This is a genomic window from Streptomyces sp. f51 (assembly GCF_037940415.1).
Classification (GTDB): domain Bacteria; phylum Actinomycetota; class Actinomycetes; order Streptomycetales; family Streptomycetaceae; genus Streptomyces.
Map to the genome: position 1 here is coordinate 5423206 of NZ_CP149798.1, position 21372 is coordinate 5444577.

Annotated in this window: 16 protein-coding genes; 11 read left to right on the plus strand and 5 right to left on the minus strand. The window is 71.3% G+C overall.

Annotation, left to right across the window (positions count from 1 at the left end; genetic code table 11):
• The first annotated feature begins 79 nt into the window (after positions 1 to 79).
• Positions 80 to 940, plus strand: a complete 861-nt coding sequence (mutM, locus tag WJM95_RS23760) for a bifunctional DNA-formamidopyrimidine glycosylase/DNA-(apurinic or apyrimidinic site) lyase (protein ID WP_339131824.1) — start codon at positions 80 to 82, stop codon at positions 938 to 940.
• A 32-nt stretch (positions 941 to 972) separates the two neighbouring features.
• On the opposite strand, the gene WJM95_RS23765 is transcribed toward mutM, so the two are convergent.
• Both WJM95_RS23765 and WJM95_RS23770 read right to left on the minus strand, forming a co-directional pair.
• Positions 973 to 1404: a helix-turn-helix domain-containing protein gene (locus tag WJM95_RS23765; protein WP_339131825.1), complete on the minus strand. Its 432-nt coding sequence runs from the start codon at positions 1402 to 1404 to the stop codon at positions 973 to 975.
• A 137-nt stretch (positions 1405 to 1541) separates the two neighbouring features.
• The gene (locus WJM95_RS23770; RefSeq protein WP_339131826.1) at positions 1542 to 2546 is read right to left on the minus strand and encodes a CAP domain-containing protein; all 1005 of its coding nucleotides are present in this window, start codon (positions 2544 to 2546) and stop codon (positions 1542 to 1544) included.
• 153 nt (positions 2547 to 2699) lie between these two features.
• Here WJM95_RS23770 and WJM95_RS23775 point away from each other — a divergent pair, with 153 nt between their 5' ends.
• The 3 genes from WJM95_RS23775 to smc all read left to right on the plus strand — a co-directional run bounded on the left by WJM95_RS23775 (position 2700) and on the right by smc (position 7401).
• The gene (locus tag WJM95_RS23775; protein WP_328447682.1) at positions 2700 to 2981 is read left to right on the plus strand and encodes an acylphosphatase; all 282 of its coding nucleotides are present in this window, start codon (positions 2700 to 2702) and stop codon (positions 2979 to 2981) included.
• Positions 2982 to 3362: 381 nt separating this feature from the next.
• Positions 3363 to 3566 carry a hypothetical protein gene (locus tag WJM95_RS23780; protein ID WP_028802434.1) on the plus strand — a complete coding sequence of 68 codons (204 nt, stop codon included), beginning with the start codon at positions 3363 to 3365 and terminating at the stop codon, positions 3564 to 3566.
• A 208-nt stretch (positions 3567 to 3774) separates the two neighbouring features.
• Entirely contained in the window at positions 3775 to 7401 is a 3627-nt protein-coding gene (gene smc, locus WJM95_RS23785) for a chromosome segregation protein SMC (protein WP_339131827.1), read from the plus strand.
• A 7-nt stretch (positions 7402 to 7408) separates the two neighbouring features.
• On the opposite strand, the gene WJM95_RS23790 is transcribed toward smc, so the two are convergent.
• Positions 7409 to 7750: a DUF4326 domain-containing protein gene (locus WJM95_RS23790; RefSeq protein WP_339131828.1), complete on the minus strand. Its 342-nt coding sequence runs from the start codon at positions 7748 to 7750 to the stop codon at positions 7409 to 7411.
• A 509-nt stretch (positions 7751 to 8259) separates the two neighbouring features.
• Between WJM95_RS23790 and WJM95_RS23795 the strand changes: the two genes are divergently transcribed.
• Positions 8260 to 9678: a sugar porter family MFS transporter gene (locus WJM95_RS23795; RefSeq protein ID WP_339131829.1), complete on the plus strand. Its 1419-nt coding sequence runs from the start codon at positions 8260 to 8262 to the stop codon at positions 9676 to 9678.
• Between the two features lie 131 nt (positions 9679 to 9809).
• On the opposite strand, the gene WJM95_RS23800 is transcribed toward WJM95_RS23795, so the two are convergent.
• Positions 9810 to 10778 carry an LLM class flavin-dependent oxidoreductase gene (locus tag WJM95_RS23800; RefSeq protein ID WP_339131830.1) on the minus strand — a complete coding sequence of 323 codons (969 nt, stop codon included), beginning with the start codon at positions 10776 to 10778 and terminating at the stop codon, positions 9810 to 9812.
• Positions 10779 to 10952: 174 nt separating this feature from the next.
• Here WJM95_RS23800 and ftsY point away from each other — a divergent pair, with 174 nt between their 5' ends.
• Entirely contained in the window at positions 10953 to 12155 is a 1203-nt protein-coding gene (ftsY, locus tag WJM95_RS23805) for a signal recognition particle-docking protein FtsY (protein ID WP_339131831.1), read from the plus strand.
• 188 nt (positions 12156 to 12343) lie between these two features.
• Here the strand turns inward: ftsY and WJM95_RS23810 are convergent, their stop codons facing one another.
• Entirely contained in the window at positions 12344 to 13006 is a 663-nt protein-coding gene (locus tag WJM95_RS23810; RefSeq protein WP_339131832.1) for a bifunctional DNA primase/polymerase, read from the minus strand.
• 447 nt (positions 13007 to 13453) lie between these two features.
• On the opposite strand from WJM95_RS23810, the gene WJM95_RS23815 reads away from it, so the two are divergent.
• The 5 genes from WJM95_RS23815 (at position 13454) to ffh (ending at position 21332) form a co-directional block, all read left to right on the plus strand.
• Positions 13454 to 14929 carry a hypothetical protein gene (locus tag WJM95_RS23815; RefSeq protein WP_339131833.1) on the plus strand — a complete coding sequence of 492 codons (1476 nt, stop codon included), beginning with the start codon at positions 13454 to 13456 and terminating at the stop codon, positions 14927 to 14929.
• Between the two features lie 435 nt (positions 14930 to 15364).
• On the plus strand, positions 15365 to 16702 hold the full coding sequence (locus WJM95_RS23820) for an ammonium transporter (protein WP_339131834.1): 1338 nt from the start codon (positions 15365 to 15367) through the stop codon (positions 16700 to 16702).
• Positions 16699 to 17037: a P-II family nitrogen regulator gene (locus WJM95_RS23825; RefSeq protein WP_037625082.1), complete on the plus strand. Its 339-nt coding sequence runs from the start codon at positions 16699 to 16701 to the stop codon at positions 17035 to 17037. Before WJM95_RS23820 ends, WJM95_RS23825 begins: the two co-directional genes overlap by 4 nt.
• A 40-nt stretch (positions 17038 to 17077) precedes the next feature.
• Positions 17078 to 19537, plus strand: a complete 2460-nt coding sequence (locus tag WJM95_RS23830; protein ID WP_339131835.1) for a [protein-PII] uridylyltransferase — start codon at positions 17078 to 17080, stop codon at positions 19535 to 19537.
• A gap of 241 nt (positions 19538 to 19778) precedes the next feature.
• The gene (ffh, locus tag WJM95_RS23835; RefSeq protein ID WP_339131836.1) at positions 19779 to 21332 is read left to right on the plus strand and encodes a signal recognition particle protein; all 1554 of its coding nucleotides are present in this window, start codon (positions 19779 to 19781) and stop codon (positions 21330 to 21332) included.
• Positions 21333 to 21372 lie beyond the last annotated feature (40 nt).

The following is a 21372-nucleotide window of genomic DNA, read 5'->3' on the forward strand; positions in this document are numbered from 1 at the left end:
ACCGTTCCCCGTCGGCCGTCGCCGGGCTCGTTGTACCCTTCCGGCATCGCCCCCCAGCCCGTCCCCCAGGAGGAGTCCCGTGCCCGAGCTGCCCGAAGTCGAGGTCGTGCGGCGGGGGTTGGAGCGCTGGGTCACCGGGCGGGTGGTCGGATCGGTGGAGGTCCGCCATCCGCGGGCCGTACGGCGGCACCTGGCGGGGCCCGACGCGTTCGCGAAGGCGCTCTCCGGGCACCGGGTGGGCCGGGCGATGCGCCGCGGCAAGTACCTGTGGCTGCCGCTCGACGACTCGCCCTTCTCCGTGCTCGCGCACCTCGGCATGAGCGGTCAGCTTCTGGTGCAGCCCGAGGGCGCCGCGGAGGAGAAGCATCTGCGCATCCGCGTCCGCTTCGAGGACGATCAGGGCACCGAGCTGCGGTTCGTCGACCAGCGCACCTTCGGCGGGCTGTCGCTGCACGAGAACACCGCGGACGGCCTGCCCGACGTCATCGCGCACATCGCCCGCGACCCGCTCGACCCGCTCTTCGACGACGCCGCGTTCCACACCGCGCTGCGGGCCCGCCGTACGACGCTCAAGCGCGCCCTGCTCGACCAGTCACTGATCAGCGGCGTCGGGAACATCTACGCGGACGAGGCCCTGTGGCGGTCCAAGCTGCACTACGAACGTCCCGCGGGGACCATGACCCGGCCGCGCACCGCCGAACTCCTCGGCCACGTCCGCGAGGTCATGAACGACGCCCTCGCCGTCGGCGGCACCAGCTTCGACAGCCTGTACGTCAACGTCAACGGTGAGTCGGGCTACTTCGATCGCTCGCTCGACGCGTACGGGCGCGAGGGCGAGCCGTGTCACCGCTGCGGGACTCCGATCCGCCGGCGGCCCTGGATGAACCGCTCCAGCTACTTCTGCCCGCGCTGCCAGCGCGCTCCGCGCCCGGCGCTCTGACGCCCGGAGCGCGGCCCCGACGCCTTCACGCCCTACCGGGCCCCGCGGTTCTCGTCGTAGCGTCCGCGGGCCGCCAGGACGTCGTCCATGCGGCCCTCGACGAAACCGATGAGGGCCAGCAGACGCGCGGCGACCTCGCGGCCCAGCGGTGTGAGGGTGTAGTCGACGCGCGGCGGGTTCGTGGGCCGCGCGTCCCGGTTCACCAGACCGTCGCGCTCCAGCGCGTGCAGGGTCTGCGAGAGCATCTTCTCGCTGACGCCGTCGACCCGGCGGCGCAGTTCGTTGAACCGGAACGTGCCGTCGTACAGCGCGCCCAGCGTGAGGGAGCCCCAGCGGCCGGTGACATGCTCCAGCGTGCCCCGGGACGGACAGCCACGGGCGAACACGTCGTACGCGAGACCCTTGCCGTCCTCGCACCCGGCGCCGCTTTCGTCGCGTTCGGTGATCCGCGGGGACGTTTCCATGCGGCCAGCATACTCAGCCACAGCGCCACCCGAGGGGTTGCGCTGACTCCTGGTTAGCCCGTCGTTCCGCCGTTCCGGCCCGGAAACACGACATGACCGACCCCCCGAGCGGGCCGGTCATGTCGTCAGCGGTTGGCTCAGTAGCCGAAGTCCTGCGTCCACCAAGGGCCGCCCTCGCCGAAGTGGACTCCGACGCCGAGGGTCTTGAAGTCGCAGTTCAGGATGTTGGCCTTGTGGCCGGGGCTGTTCATCCAGGCGTCCATGACGGCCGCCGCGTCGGCCTGGCCGCGGGCTATGTTCTCGCCGCCGAGGCTGGCTATCCCGGCCTTCGCCGCGCGGTCCCAGGGGGTGAGACCGCTGGGGTCGGTGTGGTCGAAGAAGTCCCGTGCCGCCATGTCCTCGCTGAAGGCCTGGGCGAGATCCGTCAGGGCGCTGTTCGCGGCGACGGGGCTGCAACCGACCTTGGAGCGCTCGTCGTTGACGAGCTTGAGCACCTCGGCCTCGGCGGCCGCCTGCGCGGACACGTTCACCGGGGCCACGGCGACCGGCGCGCTGGTCTGGGTCTGCGAGGGCTTCGGAGCCTCGGGCGCGGTCGTCGTCTCCTTCTGCTTCGACGAGCCGGCTTCCTTGCCCGGGACCGCCTGCTTCTTCGGCGGGGCCGTGGTGGTCGGAGCGGCCGACGGCGAGGTGGAGGCCGAGGGTGCGGTGGTCGAGGGGGTGGTGGTCGCGCGCCCGGAGCCGCGGCTCGTCGAGGTGCCCCCGCGGGCGTCCGCGCTGCCGGACGTGCCGCCCTGCTGCCGGTCGATGCTGGAGGGCGAGCTCGCGGCCTGGATGTTGTCGGAGTTGTTGCTGCCACCACCGAGCGCGTAGTTGTCGCTGCCGGGCACGACACCGGCCGCGACGGCCACGGTGCCGAGGGCCACGGCGGCCGAGACGCCGAGCAGACCCGTCTTGACGGGGCTCGGTCCCTTGCGCTTGCGGTGCGAGCGGGCGGAGGCGGCGGAGGGGAGATCGGCGACGGCCGCGTAGCCGTACAGGTTCTCCGGGCCGTAGCTTTCCGTGTGGGTCTCGCTCGTCTCTGTGACTCCGGTGGCGCGCCCTGTGGCGGCGCGGCCGGCGTCGGAGCGTCGGTGGCGTCCCATCTCTTGGGCCTTCCTCGATCTTGAGTCAGCGATCCTCACTTCAAACTCACCCGGAAGAGTGAGTTTCCAGTGAGACTCATTGGTCCGGGACGGTACCCCATGGCGCGTGGGGAGGATGTGCTCCACGAGACATTGTCCGGTTAGCGTGCAGCCATGAACGAGGTTTCACGGCTGGTCGTCTGGGTCCGCGGACGGGTCCAAGGTGTGGGTTTCCGCTGGTTTACGCGGGCCAGGGCGCTGGAGATCGGCGAGCTGAGTGGTTTTGCTCTCAATCTCGACGACGGACGGGTCCAGGTGGTCGCGGAGGGCCCCCGGGCCGGCTGCCAGAGTCTGCTCGACTGGCTCCAGGGAGACGACACGCCCGGCCGGGTGGACGGAGTCACTGAGATCTGGGACACGCCCCGCGGGATCTACGACGGCTTCGCCATCCGCTGACGAGGGTCCCCGCGAGGCCCCCTGAAGGTGGCGTGGCGTATGCCCCCGGCACCCGTCAGTAGTGGAAAGAGCCTGGTGGTTGCCAAGAAGGATGCGAAGTGGCAGGCTCCCGAGATAACGATGATCCCGACGCCCTGAGGGTCCCACCGGAGTCGCCGCGCCGCCGTTCCAGAAGCCGCGCGACAGTGGGTTGCCCGCCGATGCAGGGCGTGATCGTGTTGACCGTCAAACTTTTTGGTGAGACGCTGAAAGCCCCGCGCACCTTAGCTGTTTGGCATGTGGAACGGCAGCACGACAACAGCAGTGTCAAGCATCGCGGGTGCGATTCCCTCACGACCCACACCGCTTCGGTCGGTCACTCAGTGTGGAGGACCATCCATCATGGCAAAGGCGCTTCTCGGTTACGTCGGCGGCTCCGACCCGCGACTCATTGCCGAGATGCGACGGCTCCAGCAGCGCGTCCAGGACCTCGAATCCGAGCTCGTACGGATCCAGGCCGAGAACGACGCGCTCGCGGCTGCCGCTTCTCACGACTCGCTTCTCGAGAGCATCGACGTTCCCCAGGCGGAGCCTGCGCTCACCTGACCACTGCACCGCACCATGACAGCAGTGGTTGGGCAGCCCGAATCAACCGCTAAGTTGTCGGATTTGCAAGGGACGCCGTCCGGCGTCCCTTCTTTCTTTCCCCCGGGCAACGTTCCCCCCTCTTCAACGTCTGGTCTGCCCTGCGCCTTCATGGGCGAAACCGCGCGTTCATGGAGTGAGACCGGCCCGAAAGGTAGAGTCCGGCGGCGTGCACCTCAAGGCCCTGACCCTGCGCGGCTTCAAGTCGTTCGCCTCCGCGACCACCCTGCGGTTCGAACCGGGCATCACCTGTGTCGTGGGCCCCAACGGCTCGGGCAAGTCCAACGTCGTGGACGCGCTCAGCTGGGTCATGGGCGAGCAGGGCGCCAAGTCGCTGCGCGGCGGCAAGATGGAGGACGTCATCTTCGCCGGGACCACCGGGCGTCCGCCGCTCGGCCGCGCCGAGGTCTCCCTGACCATCGACAACTCCGACGGGGCGCTGCCCATCGAGTACGCCGAGGTCACCATCACGCGGATCATGTTCCGCAACGGCGGCAGCGAGTACCAGATCAACGGCGACACCTGCCGACTGCTCGACATCCAGGAGCTGTTGTCCGACTCCGGCATCGGCCGTGAGATGCACGTCATCGTCGGACAGGGCCAGCTCGACTCCGTCCTGCACGCCGACCCGATGGGTCGCCGCGCCTTCATCGAGGAGGCGGCCGGCGTCCTCAAGCACCGCAAGCGCAAGGAGAAGGCGCTGCGGAAGCTGGACGCCATGCAGGCGAACCTCGCCCGCGTCCAGGACCTCACCGACGAACTGCGGCGCCAGCTCAAGCCGCTCGGCCGGCAGGCCGCCGTCGCCCGCCGCGCCGCCGTCATCCAGGCGGACCTGCGCGACGCCCGGCTGCGCCTGCTCGCCGACGACCTCGTACGCCTGCGGGGGGCGCTCCAGTCCGAGATCGCCGACGAGGCCGCGCTCAAGCAGCGCAAGGACTCCGCCGAGGCCGAACTCAGGAAGGCGCTCCAGCGGGAGGCCCTGCTGGAGGACGAGGTACGGCAGCTGACGCCGCGTCTCCAGCGCGCGCAGCAGACCTGGTACGACCTCTCCCAGCTCGCCGAGCGGGTGCGCGGCACGGTCTCGCTGGCCGATGCGCGGGTCAAGAGCGCCACCTCGGTGCCCGCCGAGGAGCGGCGCGGACGCGACCCGGAGGACATGGAGCGCGAGGCCGCGCGCGTCCGCGAGCAGGAGGCCGAACTCGAAGCGGCCCTGGAGGCGGCCGAACGGGCCCTGGAGGACACCGTCGCGCACCGCGCCGAGCTGGAGCGCGAACTGACCGTCGAGGAACGCCGGCTCAAGGACGTGGCCCGCGCCATCGCCGACCGCCGCGAGGGCCTGGCCCGCCTGGGCGGCCAGGTCAACGCGGCCCGTTCGCGCGCCGCCTCGGCGCAGGCCGAGATCGACCGGCTCGCCGCCGCCCGGGACGAGGCGCAGGAACGCGCGGTCACCGCCCAGGAGGAGTACGAGCAGCTGAAGGCCGAGGTGGACGGGCTCGACGCGGACGACGCCGACCTCACCGCACGGCACGAGGCGGCCAGGGCGGCCCTGTCCGACGCCGAGGCCTCCCTGAGCACCGCCCGCGAGGCCGCCACCGCCTCGGAACGCGAACGGGCCGCCACCCGGGCCCGCCGCGACGCGCTCGCCCTCGGTCTGCGGCGCAAGGACGGCACGGGCGTGCTGCTCGGCGCCACGGACCGGCTCACCGGAGTACTCGGTCCCGCCGCCGCACTGCTGTCGGTCACCCCCGGTTTCGAGGTCGCGCTCGCCGCCGCGTTCGGCGCCGCCGCCGACGCCGTCGCGGTCACCACCCCCGCCTCGGCGGCCGAGGCCATCCGGCTGCTGCGCAAGCAGGACGCGGGCCGCGCGGCCCTGCTGCTCGCGGGAGCACCCGAGGAACCCGGCACCGGCGCGGACACCGGCACCGCACCGGCGAACGGCGCCCCCGCCGGCGTACTCCTTCGAGGACACGGCCCGGACGGGGAGGCCGGCGACGGGCCCTCGTACGCCGCCGACCTGGTCCGGGGTCCCGCCGAGCTGATGCCCGCCGTACGGCGGCTGCTGCGCGGAGTCGTCGTCGTCGGCACCCTGGAGGAGGCAGAGGACCTGGTCCACGCGCGCCCCGGACTCACCGCGGTGACCGCCGAAGGCGACCTGCTCGGGGCGCACTTCGCGCACGGCGGGTCCGCCGGGGCGCCCAGCCTCCTCGAAGTGCAGGCGTCCGTGGACGAGGCCACGGCCGAACTGGAGGAACTGGCCGTGGCTTGCGAGGAGTTGGCCGAGGCGCAGCGGCTCGCGACCGAGCGGCGCAAGGAACGGGCCGCGCTCGTGGAGGAGTTGGGGGAGCGGCGGCGGGCCGCCGAGCGGGAGAAGTCGTCCGTCGCGCAGCAGCTCGGACGGCTGGCGGGACAGGCACGCGGCGCCGCGGGGGAGGCGGAGCGGAGCACCGCGGCCGCCGCCCGCGCGCAGGAGGCACTGGACCGGGCCCTGACCGAGGCGGAGGAACTGGCCGAACGGCTCGCCGTGGCCGAGGAGATGCCGGTCGAGGAGGAACCCGACACCTCCGTGCGTGACCGGCTCGCCGCCGACGGCGCCAACGCGCGGCAGACCGAGATGGAGGCCCGCCTCCAGGTCCGTACGCACGAGGAGCGGGTGAAGGGACTCGCCGGACGGGCCGACTCGCTGGACCGCGCCGCCCGCGCCGAACGCGAGGCACGCGCGCGTGCCGAACAGCGGCGCGCCCGGCTTCGCCACGAGGCGGCCGTCGCCTCGGCCGTCGCCTCCGGCGCGCGCCAGTTGCTCGCGCACGTCGAGATCTCGCTCGCCCGCGCCGAGGAGGAGCGCACCGCCGCCGACAGCGCGAAGGCCCGTCGTGAGCAGGAGCTCGTGGCCGCGCGCGGTCGGGGCCGCGATCTCAAGGACGAACTCGACAAGCTCACCGACTCGGTGCACCGGGGCGAGGTGCTCGGCGCCGAGAAGCGGATGCGGATGGAGCAGCTGGAGGCGAAGGCGCTGGACGAACTCGGCGTCGAACCGGCGGGACTCGTCGCGGACTACGGCCCCGACCAGCTCGTACCGCCGTCGCTGCCCGCCGAGGGCGAGGAGCTGCCCGAGGACCCCGAGCATCCGCGCAACCAGCCCCGGCGGTTCCACCGGGCCGAGCAGGAGAAGCGCCTCAAGTCGGCCGAGCGGGCCTACCAGCAGCTCGGCAAGGTCAATCCGCTGGCCCTGGAGGAGTTCGCCGCCCTTGAGGAGCGCCACAAGTTCCTCAGCGAGCAGCTGGAGGACCTGAAGAAGACGCGGGCCGACCTTCTCCAGGTGGTGAAGGAGGTCGACGAGCGCGTCGAGCAGGTCTTCACCGAGGCGTACCGGGACACGGCCCGGGAGTTCGAGGGCGTCTTCAGCCGGCTGTTCCCGGGCGGGGACGGGCGGCTCATCCTGACCGACCCCGACAACATGCTCACCACGGGTGTCGACGTGGAGGCCAGGCCGCCGGGCAAGAAGGTCAAGCGGCTCAGCCTGCTCTCCGGCGGCGAGCGGTCGCTGACCGCCGTGGCGCTCCTGGTGTCGATCTTCAAGGCGCGCCCCAGCCCGTTCTACGTGATGGACGAGGTCGAGGCGGCCCTGGACGACACCAACCTCCAGCGGCTGATCAGGATCATGCAGGAGCTCCAGGAGGCATCGCAGCTCATCGTGATCACGCATCAGAAGCGCACGATGGAGGTCGCGGACGCGTTGTACGGCGTCTCCATGCAGGGCGACGGCGTCTCGAAGGTCATCAGCCAGCGACTGCGCTGAAGCCCGGCTACTCCTCGTCCGGCGCCGGAAGGCCCTCGCCCACGCCCTCGTCGGCGAGTTCGGCCAGCACCTCGGCGTGACAGCGCTCGGGAACGCACCAGCAGCCCAGACGGTGGCCGCGCAGGGCCGGGATCCGGGCCAGCAGTTCCGGACGGGCCAGCAGATAGGCGCGGTACATCTCGACGACCTCCTCCCGGGTGCCGTCGTGGCCCGGCCGGAACGGGCTCGCCAGCGGGGAGCCGGCCAGATGCCAGCCACCCCGGTGCATGGCGCGGCCGACGTACATGACATCGGCGTACGCGGGATCGTCGCGATGACCCTTGAGGTTGACGACCGTGGTCTGCGGCATGACCGGATCCTCGCCGCTCGGGCCGTCGCGGGCAACGGGAACACGGCCTGGACGGTGCCGATCCGGGGGTGGTGTGTCCCGTGTGCCGCGCGTCACAGCCTTGTACGCCCGCCCGGCGGGTACCCGCGGGACCGGGCCTCGTGGCCGGCGTCCGGACCGACACCCCTGTGGTCCGCTCGCCCGGACGGCGGGGCCCGGGCAAGCCGCCGCGCTGCGCGTTCCGGGGTTTTCACCCGGTGGAGCCAGGGCGCGGACGGGTGCGCCCGTGGCTTTCCTTGGGCCATTCAGCCGACTTGATGTTCAAGTCTTGAACACAACCATCTCCTGACGGTCCGCAGAAATTCACAAGCACCCCAAGTTTGACTTCGAAAGTTGAAGGCATATTCTCTGCGACGTTGCTTTTACCTTCAGGTGGTGGCCCGCGTGAACCTGTGCGCCACTGGTTACCACCAACGAAGGCTTTCGCCCCCCACCCCCGGCAGCGAGGCCGGTGGCCCGAGGAGTCTTACGTGACCAGCGCATCGCAGGCACCTGCACCAGGAGCCCGGACGGCTCACCCCGAGCATCTCGGGCATGTCATCTTCATCGCGGCGGCGGCCGCGATGGGCGGCTTCCTGTTCGGCTACGACAGCGCTGTGATCAATGGCGCGGTCGAGGCCATCCGGAGCCGCTACGACATCGGCTCCGCCGCCCTGGCCCAGGTCATCGCCATCGCCCTGATCGGCTGCGCCATCGGTGCCGCCGTGGCCGGCCGCATGGCCGACCGCATCGGGCGTATCCGCTGCATGCAGATCTCCGCGACGCTCTTCACCATCAGCGCCGTCGGTTCGGCGCTGCCCTTCGCCCTGTGGGACCTCGCCTTCTGGCGCATCGTCGGCGGATTCGCCATCGGCATGGCCTCGGTCATCGGCCCCGCCTACATCGCCGAAGTCTCCCCGGCCGCGTACCGCGGACGGCTCGGCTCGTTCCAGCAGGCCGCGATCGTCGTCGGCATCGCCATCTCGCAGCTCGTCAACTACGCCATCCTGAACGCCGCCGGCGGCGACCAGCGCGGGCAGCTGCTGGGCGTGGAGGCGTGGCAGGTCATGCTCGGCGTCATGGTCATCCCGGCCGTCCTCTACGGTCTGCTCTCCTTCGCCATCCCCGAGTCGCCGCGCTTCCTGCTCGAAGTGGGCCGCAGGGACCGCGCCCGTGAGGTGCTCAAGGAGGTCGAGGGCGACAAGATCGACCTTGACGCCCGCATGGACGAGATCGAGACGGCCATGAAGCGCGAGCACAAGTCGACCTTCAAGGACCTGCTCGGCGGCGGCTTCCTCTTCCTGCCGATCGTCTGGGTCGGCATCGGGCTCTCGGTCTTCCAGCAGTTCGTCGGCATCAACATCGCGTTCTACTACTCCGCGACGCTGTGGCAGTCGGTCGGCGTCGACCCGACGGACTCGTTCTTCTACTCGTTCACCACGTCGATCATCAACATCATCGGCACCGTGATCGCCATGATCTTCGTGGACCGGATCGGCCGCAGGCCGCTCGCCCTCATCGGTTCGGTGGGTATGGCCATCGGTCTCGGCCTGGAGGCCTGGGCCTTCTCCTACGACCTGGTCGACGGCAAGCTCCCGGCCACCCAGGGCTGGGTCGCCCTGATCGCCGCCCATGTCTTCGTCCTCTTCTTCGCCCTCTCCTGGGGTGTCGTGGTCTGGGTCTTCCTCGGCGAGATGTTCCCGAACCGGATCCGCGCCGCCGCGCTCGGTGTCGCCGCCTCCGCGCAGTGGATCGCCAACTGGGCCATCACCGCGAGCTTCCCGTCGCTGGCCGACTGGAACCTCTCCGGCACCTACGTGATCTACACCTGCTTCGCGGTGCTCTCCATCCCCTTCGTGCTCAAGTTCGTCAAGGAGACGAAGGGCAAGACGCTGGAGGAGATGGGCTGACCGCCCGTGTCACCGGCGGCTCCCCACGGCCGCCGGTGGCTCCCCCCGACTCGAGGAGAAGGGCCAAGTCCCCGCTGCCCCTCTCCTCGTACTCGTGAAGAGGGCGTGCCGCCCCGGCTCGGACCGTCAGGTCACGCGAGCCGGGGCAGCACGCTTTCGCAGAACAGGTGAAGGCTCCGCCAGCCCTCGTCCAGGGGCATCCCGCCCGACAGCGGATGCAGCACGAGGTTGTCCAGGCCCTGTTCGACGCACTGGTCGGGGGTCAGGACGCGGTAGACGCCCTCGGCGCGCAGCTCGTCGACCGTGGTGGCCCCCGACTTCACCGCCGAGCGGATACCGCTCGACTGCCAGGAGGCGTACGTCCGTGCCTCGTGCAGGAAGTGGCGGCCGTACGCGGCCCAGGCCCGGTCCGGGTCCTCGGCGATGTGCAGCAACGGCGTCTCGGCGCCCGGCATCATGGTCCAGCCCTCGGTGCCGTACTCGATGAGCCGCTCCTTGTAGTAGGCCTCCAGCTCGGGCAGGTGGGCGCTCGGGAAGAACGGCAGACCGAGCCGGGCGGCACGCCGGGCCGCGGCCCTGGAGGAGCCCCCCACCAGCAGCAGGGGATGCGGGTCCGAGAACGGACGCGGGGTGACCCGTACCGTACGGCCCCGGTAGGTGAACTCCTCGCCGGTCCACGCCTTGAGCACCGTCTCCAGGAGCTCGTCCTGGAGTTCGCCGCGCCGCTTCCAGTCCACGTCGAACTGCGCGTACTCCTCGGGGCGGTAGCCGATGCCGGCCACGGTCACCAGCCGGCCGCCGCTGAGCAGGTCGAGCACGGCGATGTCCTCGGCGAGCCGCAGCGGGTCGTGCAGCGGACCGATGACCGCCGAGACGGTGACCGCGACACGCCGGGTCGCCCCGAAGACCGCCCCCGCGAAGGCGAAGGGCGAGGGCAGCCAGTTGTTGGCGGCGCCGTGGTGTTCCTCGGTCTGCACCGTGGTGATCCCGCGGTCGTCGGCGTACGTGGCCATCTCGACGGCGGTCCGGTAGCGGGCGCCGAGCGAGGCGGGGGTGGCGTCGGGTTCGACGAGGTTGAAGCGCACGACCGTCACGGGCATGGGGAGCCCCCCTTCGTGTGTGGAGGGGGACCGTAGCTGACGGAGCGTCAGGTGACCAGAGGCGCGGACACCCGCCGACCGGTCCGGGGCGCCGCTGTTCGTACGAAACTACAAGCCTTCTCCTGCGCGGGGAAAAAGCTCCCCGCACAGGGGATGGCGGATACTGAGCACGTTATGGAAACCATCATCCTTGCTGTAGTCATCGCCGTGGTGGTGATCGGCGCGCTCGGTGGGCTCGTCGTCGGCAGTCGCAAGCGGAAGCAGCTGCCCCCGCCGCCCCCCGCCGCCCCCGACATCACCGCCCCTCCGGCCGAACCGCACGTCGGCGACGAGGCCGAGACGCCGCGCGACGAACCGCGCCGCACCCTGGAGGAGGTGGATCTCCCCGACGGCTCGGCCGCACCGTCGGTCGTCGTCGAGGAACCGCCGGCCGCCCCCCAGATCGAGATTCCGGAGCCGACCGCCGGCCGCCTGGTGCGGCTGCGCTCCCGGCTCTCGCGCTCGCAGAACGCGCTCGGCAAGGGGCTGCTCACGCTGCTCTCGCGCGAGCACCTGGACGACGAGACCTGGGAGGAGATCGAGGACACGCTGCTCGTCGCCGACGTCGGCGTGCAGCCCACCCAGGAACTGGTCGAGCGGCTGCGCGAGCGCGTGAAGGTGCTCGGCACGCGGACACCGGACGAGCTGCGCGGCCTGCTGCGCGAGGAGCTGATCCAGCTGCTCGTCCCGGAGTTCGACCGTGCGGTCAAGACCGACTCGAACCTCGACACCCCGGGCATCGTCATGGTCGTCGGCGTCAACGGCACCGGCAAGACCACCACCACCGGCAAGCTCGCGCGCGTGCTCGTGGCCGACGGCAAGAACGTCGTGCTCGGCGCGGCCGACACCTTCCGCGCCGCCGCCGCCGACCAGCTCCAGACCTGGGGCGAGCGCGTGGGCGCCCGTACGGTCCGCGGCCCCGAGGGCGGCGACCCGGCCTCGATCGCGTTCGACGCGGTCAAGGAGGGCATCGAGGAGGGCGCGGACGTCGTCCTCATCGACACCGCGGGCCGGCTCCACACCAAGACCGGCCTCATGGACGAGCTGGGCAAGGTCAAGCGCGTCGTGGAGAAGCACGCCCCGCTCGACGAGGTGCTGCTCGTCCTCGACGCGACCACCGGCCAGAACGGTCTGGTGCAGGCGCGGGTGTTCGCCGAGGTCGTGGAGATCACCGGCATCGTGCTGACCAAGCTCGACGGCACCGCGAAGGGCGGCATCGTCATCGCGGTGCAGCGCGAGCTCGGCGTCCCGGTCAAGCTCGTCGGGCTCGGCGAGGGCGCGGACGACCTGGCGCCGTTCGAGCCGGAGGCGTTCGTTGACGCCCTTATCGGAGAGTGACCACCCACGCGAACGCGTAGGTGCACGAAGAAGCGCCCGCCCCGCGGCACTGCCGGGGGACGGGCGCTTCGTCCTGTGCGGTCCGGGTTCCCGTACGCGGGAGCCGTCGATGGCGGAGCCGGAGCCCGTGTCGCAGTCGGAGCCGCGTCTGTCGAGCCCGTGCCGGCGCCGGTGCCTTTCGGCGGCGCTCAGGACCGTGAGCGGTAGGCCACGTAGGCGAGCGTGCCCAGCAGCAGCCTGGCCGGCGGCGGCTTCGTGACGGAGTCGAGGACGGGGGAGCGCAGCCAGCGGACCGGGCCGAGTCCCGAGCGGTCGGAGGGCGGGGCGGTGATGAACGCGCCCGGACCCAGGCCGTGCAGGTCGAGGGAGGCGTCGTCCCAGCCCAGGCGGTAGAGCAGCTCGGGGAGTTCGGCGGCGGAACCGGGGGAGACGAAGAACTGGGCGCGGCCGTCCGGGGTGGCCGTGACGGGACCGAGCGGCAGCCCCATGCGCTCCAGCCGGACGAGCGCGCGGCGCCCCGCCCCCTCGGCCACCTCGATCACGTCGAAGGCCCGGCCGACCGGCAGCATCACCGCGGCGCCGGGGAAGCCGGCCCAGGCGCCGGTCGCCTCGTGCAGCGTCGTGCCCGCCGGGATGACCGGGGCGAAGGCGAGGGGGTGCGCCCCGGGAGCGGGGCAGTCGGCCCGGCCGCACGAGCACGCCCCCGCGGCGGCTCGGGCACCCGGGACCACGTCCCATCCCCACAGTCCGGTGAACGCGGCGACGGCGGTGCCCTCCGACGAACGGCCGCGGCGACGAGCACCGGTCCGGATGTCGCGCATCGCCCGACTACTGCCGATCGTGAAGCCCATGCCCCCTCCAACGGGTTCGATGCGCCCGTGGTTACGTCACGGAACCGGATTGTCACCCTCTGTTCCTGGCTGCCCTGTATCGCGCGGTTCAGGCGGCGCCTGGTTGCGCACGGGGTGGTGCGCCCGGCTCGGTGCGCCCTGGAGTGCGCCTCTCCGCCCACCCTTGGTCGTTCTGTGTCAAGTGAATCGCGAGCGGGGCGAACGGAGTTCATTCGAAGGGGTGGCGAATGGTGGCGTTTCATGGATCGCCATGGCTGGACGCGTGATCGTAGGATTACTTTGTGTGCATGAGTCCTGGGCTCTTGTTTACTCGTGAGTATGCCAAGGGCAAGGCGGGTTCCCGTTCGAAGGGTGAGAACTACCGGACGCGCAGCCGTGTTTACGGGCATTCTGATAGGGCTTGGCGCAGAGCGGCGACAAGTGGTCTCGGGGAGTGGGGGCGTTCCAGTGGGCGGCAACGGCGGAGGCGGGACGAACGCTGACAAGCGCCCGAACGAGCTGCTCGGCTCGTGGTTCGTGCGCAGTGGCTGGTCGAAGGGCGAGCTGGCGCGTCAGGTGAACCGCAGGGCCCGCCAGTTGGGGGCCAACCACATCTCGACGGACACCTCGCGGGTGCGCCGCTGGCTGGACGGGGAGAACCCGCGCGAGCCGATCCCGCGGATCCTCTCCGAGCTGTTCTCCGAGCGGTTCGGCTGTGTCGTCGCCGTGGAGGACCTCGGTCTGCGCACCGCCCACCAGGCACCCTCCGTGTCCGGCATCGACCTGCCGTGGACCGGCCCCCAGACCGTCGCGCTGATCAGCGAGTACTCGCGCAGCGACCTGATGCTGGCGCGGCGCGGCTTCCTCGGCAGCTCGCTGGGCCTCTCCGCGGGCCCGGCCCTCATCGAGCCCATGCAGCGCTGGCTCGTCCCCACACCCGCGGCGCCGTACGAGCCGGCCGAGCCGCCGGCCTCGACCCGCCGCGGCGGCCGGCTCTCCCAGCCGGAGCTCGACCTCCTGGAATCCACCACCGTGATGTTCCGTCAGTGGGACGCGCAGTGCGGCGGCGGACTGCGCCGCAAGGCCGTCGTCGGCCAGCTGCACGAGGTGACGGACCTGCTCCAGGAACCGCAGCCCGCCGCCACCGAGAAGCGGCTGTTCAAGGTCGCCGCCGAACTCGCCGAGCTGGCGGGCTGGATGAGCTACGACGTGGGCCTCCAGCCCACCGCCCAGAAGTACTTCGTGCTCGCGCTGCACGCCTCGAAGGAGGCGGGCGACAAACCGCTCGGCTCGTACATCCTCTCCAGCATGAGCCGCCAGATGATCCACCTCGGGCGGCCGGAGGACGCGCTGGAGCTGATTCACCTCGCCCAGTACGGAAGCCGTGACTGCGCGGGCCCGCGCACGCAGTCGATGCTGTATGCGATGGAGGCCCGCGCCTACGCCAACATGGGCCAGCCGGGAAAGTGCAAGCGGGCCGTCCGCATGGCCGAGGACACCTTCACCGACGTGCACGAGTGGGACGAGCCGGACCCCGACTGGATCCGCTTCTTCTCCAAGGCCGAGCTGTACGGCGAGAACTCGCACTCCTACCGCGACCTCGCCTACGTCGCCGGGCGCAGCCCCACGTACGCCTCCATGGCCGAGCCCCTCATGCAGCAGGCGGTCGACCGCTTCGGCAAGGACTCCGAGCACCAGCGGTCGTACGCGCTCAACCTCATCGGCATGGCCACCGTGCACCTGCTCCAGCGTGAGCCCGAGCAGAGTGCGGTCCTGGCCAAAGAAGCCCTGAGGGTCGGCAAGAAAGTGCGCTCCGAGCGCGTCAACACTCGTATCCGAAAGACGGTCGACACCGCGGTCCGCGAGTTCGGCGACCTCGCCGAGGTCATCGACCTCACCGACCAGCTCGCCGTCGACCTGCCCGAGACCGCCGAGGCCGTCTGACCCCCGGCCGCCGAGGCGGCCCCGCCCAGTACCCCGGCTGCGGCCGGCCGTCCCGAACTGCCCGACCGGCTCCCCCATGCCAGGTCATCGGACGGCCCGCCGTGGCCGGTTCCGCTGTGTGCGGCCCCGTCCCGCGCCGCTCCCGCGCGGGAGGCCGGCCACCGCCGGGACAGCCCGTACGGCAACCCTGGCCGGCCCCGCCCCGGACGCCGTGGGCGTCCCGCAGGAGATTGCGTCACGATAACGATCGCTTCGACCGCAATGGGTCAGTTCATGAACGTGTAACACGCGGAGTGCCTTCGTCACGGGTGCGAAACATCGAGGGGCGTCCACGGAAACGGCGCTGCGTCAATCTCATGGCGCATAACCGGCCCACCCCTCACGACCATCCAGGCTTCGCCCGCACGGGGCCGTACCAACGACGAGGAGACGCCGATGGCACCAGCCATCACGCTTGCCGCGGAGGCACCCAAGCTGTCCTCCGCGAACACAGGCTTCATGCTCATTGCTTCCGCCCTCGTGCTCATCATGACGCCGGGCCTCGCCTTCTTCTACGGAGGCATGGTCCGGGTCAAGAGCACCCTGAACATGCTGATGATGAGCTTCATCAGCATGGGCATCATCACCATCCTGTGGGTGCTCTACGGCTTCTCCCTCGCCTTCGGCACGGACAAGGGATCGTTCATCGGCTGGACCTCCGACTGGGTCGGCCTCAGCAACATCGGTCTGACGGAACTCTGGCCCGGATACACCATCCCGGTCTTCGTCTTCATGGTCTTCCAGCTCATGTTCGCGATCATCACGCCCGCGCTGATAAGCGGTGCGCTCGCGGACCGGGTGAAGTTCACCGCGTGGTCGCTGTTCATCACCCTGTGGGCCACGCTCGTCTACTTCCCGGTCGCCCACTGGGTGTGGGGCACCGGCGGCTGGGCCTTCGACCTCGGCGTGATCGACTTCGCCGGTGGTACGGCGGTCCACATCAACGCGGGCGCCGCGGCACTCGGCGTGATCTTGGTCATCGGCAAGCGTGTCGGTTTCAAGAAGGACCCGATGCGCCCGCACAGCCTCCCGCTGGTGATGCTCGGCTCCGGCCTGCTGTGGTTCGGCTGGTTCGGATTCAACGCCGGCTCGTGGCTCGGCAACGACGACGGCGTCGGCGCGCTGATGTTCGTCAACACGCAGGTCGCCACCGCGGCCGCCATGCTGGCCTGGCTCCTCTACGAGAAGATCCGGCACGGCGCGTTCACCACGCTGGGCGCCGCCTCCGGCGCGGTCGCCGGTCTCGTCGCCATCACCCCGTCCGGTGGCGCGGTCTCCCCGCTCGGTGCCATCGCGGTCGGTGCCATCGCCGGTGTCCTGTGTGCCATGGCCGTCGGCCTGAAGTACAGGTTCAACTACGACGACTCCCTGGACGTCGTCGGCGTCCATCTCGTCGGCGGAGTCATCGGCTCCCTGCTGATCGGCCTCTTCGCCAGCGGCAAGGGCCAGTCGACGGTCGAGGGTCTCTTCTACGGCGGCGGCCTGACGCAGTTCTGGAAGCAGTGCGCCGGCGTCTTCGCCGTCCTCGGCTACTCCCTGGTCGTCTCCGCGATCCTCGCCTTCGTCATCGACAAGACCCTCGGTATGCGGGTCACCGAGGACGAGGAGATCGCCGGCATCGACCAGGCCGAGCACGCCGAGACCGCATACGACTTCAGCGGTGCCGGTGGCGGCTCCGCCCGGACCGCCGCACCCGTCCCGGCCGACACGGACGCCAAGAAGGTGGACGCATGAAGCTCATCACCGCCGTCGTCAAGCCCCACCGGCTCGACGAGATCAAGGAGGCGCTCCAGGCCTTCGGCGTCCACGGACTGACGGTCACCGAGGCGAGCGGCTACGGTCGGCAGCGGGGACACACCGAGGTGTACCGCGGCGCCGAGTACACGGTCGACCTCGTCCCCAAGATCCGCATCGAGGTGCTGGTCGAGGACGACGACGCCGAACAGCTCGTCGACGTCGTCGTGAAGGCGGCCCGTACCGGCAAGATCGGTGACGGCAAGGTGTGGTCCGTACCGGTCGACACGGCCGTCCGCGTCCGCACCGGCGAGCGCGGCCCCGACGCACTCTGACGGGACCGGCCCGCAGGAACAGAAAGACAGGAGTCGCTGGGTGACGAGCACGGACACGCGAGTGGAAGACGAGGACTCGGGACCCAGCGGCTACGCGGCGGCCCGGCTGCGCCTCCTCCAGGAGGGGGCGCGGTCCGGGCCGCCGCGCCGTGCCGCCCTCGCCGAACTGACCGACGACTGGCTGACCGGGCTGTTCGCCGCCGGATCCGAGGGCCTGCGCGGAGTCTCCCTCGTCGCCGTCGGCGGCTACGGCCGCGGCGAGCTCTCCCCCCGCAGCGACCTCGACCTGCTCCTCCTGCACGACGGCTCCGACTCCGGTGCCGTCGCCGCCCTCGCCGACCGCCTCTGGTACCCCGTGTGGGACCTCGGCCTCGCCCTCGACCACTCGGTCCGCACCCCGGCCGAGGCCCGCAAGACCGCCTCCGACGACCTCAAGGTCCAGCTCGGCCTCCTCGACGCCCGCCATCTCGCCGGCGACCTCGGCCTCACCGCGGGACTGCGCACCGCCGTCCTCGCCGACTGGCGCAACCAGGCCCCCAAGCGCCTGCCCGAACTCCAGGAGCTGTGCGCGGAACGCGCCGAACGCCAGGGCGAACTCCAGTACCTCCTCGAACCCGACCTGAAGGAGGCACGCGGCGGACTGCGCGACGCCACCGCGCTGCGCGCCGTCGCCGCGTCCTGGCTCGCCGACGCACCCCGCGAAGGCCTCGCCGACGCCCGCCGCCGGCTCCTGGACGTCCGCGACGCCCTGCACCTGGCCACCGGCCGCGCCACCGACCGCCTCGCCCTCCAGGAACAGGACCAGGTCGCCGCCGAACTCGGACTGCTGGACGCCGACACCCTGCTGCGCCAGGTCTACGAGGCCGCCCGCGTCGTCTCGTACGCGTCCGACGTCACTTGGCGCGAGGTGGGACGCGTCCTGCGCTCGCGCGCGGTGCGGCCGAGGCTGCGCGCCATGCTCGGCGGCGGCAAGCCCGTCGCCGAACGCTCCCCCCTCGCCGAGGGAGTCGTCGAACAGGACGGCGAGGTCGTGCTCGCCCGCGCCGCCCGGCCCGAACGCGACCCCGTGCTCCCGCTGCGGGCCGCGGCCGCCGCCGCGCAGGCGGACCTGCCGCTGTCCCTGCACGCCGTACGCCGTCTGGCCGCCTCCGTACGTCCCCTCCCCACGCCCTGGCCCGCCGAGGCACGCGAACAGCTCGTCACCCTCCTCGGCTCGGGCCGGCCCACCATCGAGGTCTGGGAGGCGCTGGAGGCCGAAGGGCTGATCACCCGGCTGCTGCCCGACTGGGAGCGGGTGCGCTGCCGGCCGCAGCGCAACGCCGTCCACATCTGGACCGTCGACCGCCACCTCATCGAGACGGCCGTCCGCGCCTCCGAACTGACCCGCCGCGTCGGCCGCCCCGACCTCCTCCTCGTCGCCGCGCTGCTCCACGACATCGGCAAGGGCTGGCCCGGCGACCACTCCGTGGCCGGCGAGATCATCGCCCGTGACGTGGCCACCCGTATCGGCTTCGACCGCACGGACGCCGCGGTGCTCGCCACCCTCGTACGCCACCATCTGCTGCTCGTCGACACCGCGACCCGGCGCGACCTGGAGGACCCGGCCACCGTCCGCTCCGTCGCCGAGGCCGTCGGCTCCCAGGGCACCCTGGAGCTGCTGCACGCCCTCACCGAGGCGGACGCGCTGGCCACCGGGCCCGCCGCCTGGTCCTCCTGGCGCGGGTCCCTCGTCACCGACCTGGTCAAACGGGTCTCGGCGGTACTCGCGGGGGACGCGCCCGAGGAACCCGAGGCCGTCGCGCCGACCGCCGAGATGGAACGCCTCGCGATCGAGGCGTGCCGCACCGGCGGACCCGTGCTGTCCCTGCGCGCCCAGACCGAACCCGTCGACACCGACGCCGAACCCGGCACCGGCCCCGAGGACCCGGAGCCGCTCGGCGTGGAACTCCTCATCGCCGTCCCCGACCAGCCCGGCGTGCTCCCCTCGGTGGCCGGCGTCCTCGCCATGCACCGGCTGACCGTCCGCACCGCCGAGCTGCGCGCCCTGGACCTGCCCGACGGCGTCGAGGGCTCGGTCCTGCTGCTCAACTGGCGCGTCGCCGCCGAGTACGGCTCCCTGCCGCAGGCGGCCCGGCTGCGCGCCGACCTCGTCCGCGCCCTCGACGGCTCCCTCGACATCGCCGCCCGCCTCGCCGAGCGCGACGCCGCCTACCCGCGCCGCCGGGGCGTCGTCGCGCCCCCCGCACGGGTCACCGTCGCCCCCGCCGCGTCCCGCCTGGCCACGGTCATCGAGGTCCGCGCCCATGACGCACCCGGCCTGCTGCACCGCATCGGGCGGGCCCTGGAGACGGCGCGGGTGCGGGTGCGGAGCATGCACGTCTCCACGCTCGGCGCGAACGCCGTGGACGCCTTCTACGTGACGGGCACCAAGGGCGAACCCCTGCCGGGGGAGGAGGCCGCCTCGGTGGCCCGCTCCCTGGAGGAGGCCCTGCGCTCCTGACCCGGCGCCCGCCCCGCCGCGCGGGCATGTGATCTCCGCGACCCCCGGGGCGATCCGGTGGGCGGATCGCGGTCCGCGCGGGGGCGCGGACCCGTGCTCCCTCCCGGGCGCGGACCCGTCCCGGCCGCCGCGGCGGCCGTCCCAGCCCGCCGAATGCGGTGTGCGGGGACGAATCGCTTGCGGGGACAGATACCCTGGAGGGCAGCCCGAAACGACCCCGACTCCGAGGACCGAAGCCACCGTGTTCGATACCCTCTCCGACCGCCTCAGCGCGACGTTCAAAAACCTCCGCGGCAAGGGGCGCCTCAGTGAGGCGGACATCGACGCCACGGCACGCGAGATCCGCATCGCGCTCCTCGAAGCCGATGTCGCCCTGCCCGTCGTCCGCACGTTCATCAAGAACGTCAAGGAACGGGCCATGGGCAGCGATGTCTCCAGGGCCCTCAACCCCGCCCAGCAGGTTCTGAAGATCGTCAACGACGAGCTCGTGACGATCCTCGGCGGCGAGACCCGCCGTCTGCGGTTCGCCAAGAACCCGCCCACCGTGATCATGCTCGCGGGCCTCCAGGGCGCGGGAAAGACCACGCTCGCCGGAAAGCTCGGCAAGTGGCTCAAGGACCAGGGCCACTCCCCGATCCTCGTCGCCGCCGACCTCCAGCGTCCGAACGCGGTGAACCAGCTCAGCGTCGTCGCCGAGCGCGCGGGCATCGCCGTGTACGCCCCCGAGCCGGGCAACGGCGTCGGCGACCCGGTCAAGGTCGCCAAGGACTCCATCGAGTTCGCCAAGGCCAAGGTCCACGACATCGTGATCGTGGACACCGCCGGCCGCCTCGGCATCGACCAGGAGCTGATGCAGCAGGCCGCGGACATCCGCGACGCCGTCAGCCCCGACGAGATCCTCTTCGTCGTCGACGCGATGATCGGCCAGGACGCCGTCAACACGGCCGAGGCCTTCCGCGACGGCGTCGGCTTCGACGGCGTGGTGCTCTCCAAGCTCGACGGTGACGCCCGCGGTGGTGCCGCCCTGTCGATCCGGCAGATCACCGGCAAGCCGATCATGTTCGCCTCGAACGGCGAGAAGCTCGACGACTTCGACGCCTTCCACCCGGACCGGATGGCTTCCCGCATCCTCGACATGGGTGACCTCCTCACCCTGATCGAGCAGGCGGAGAAGACGTTCAGCCAGGAAGAGGCCGAGAAGATGGCCTCCAAGCTGGCGTCCAAGAAGGGCCAGGACTTCACCCTGGACGACTTCCTGGCCCAGATGGAGCAGGTCCGGAAGATGGGCAGCATCAGCAAGCTGCTCGGCATGCTCCCGGGCATGGGCCAGATCAAGGACCAGATCAACAACCTGGACGAGCGGGACGTCGACCGCGTCGGCGCGATCATCAAGTCGATGACCCCGGGCGAGCGCCAGGACCCGACGATCATCAACGGCTCGCGCCGCGCCCGTATCGCCAAGGGTTCCGGCGTCGAGGTCAGCGCGGTCAAGGGCCTGGTCGAGCGCTTCTTCGAGGCCCGCAAGATGATGTCCCGCATGGCCCAGGGCGGCGGGATGCCGGGCATGCCCGGGATGCCGGGCATGGGCGGCGGCCCCGGCCGCGCCAAGAAGAAGCCGAAGGTGGCCAAGGGCAAGCAGCGCTCCGGCAACCCGATGAAGCGCAAGCAGCAGGAGGAAGAGGAGGCCGCCCGCCGCGAGGCCGGCGCGCAGGGCGGCAACGCCTTCGGCCTCCCGCAGCAGAACGCCCAGGACAACTTCGAGCTGCCGGACGAGTTCAAGAAGTTCATGGGCTGACGCCCCGGACCACCCTCCCGTCCCGTACGGGAACGCCGTC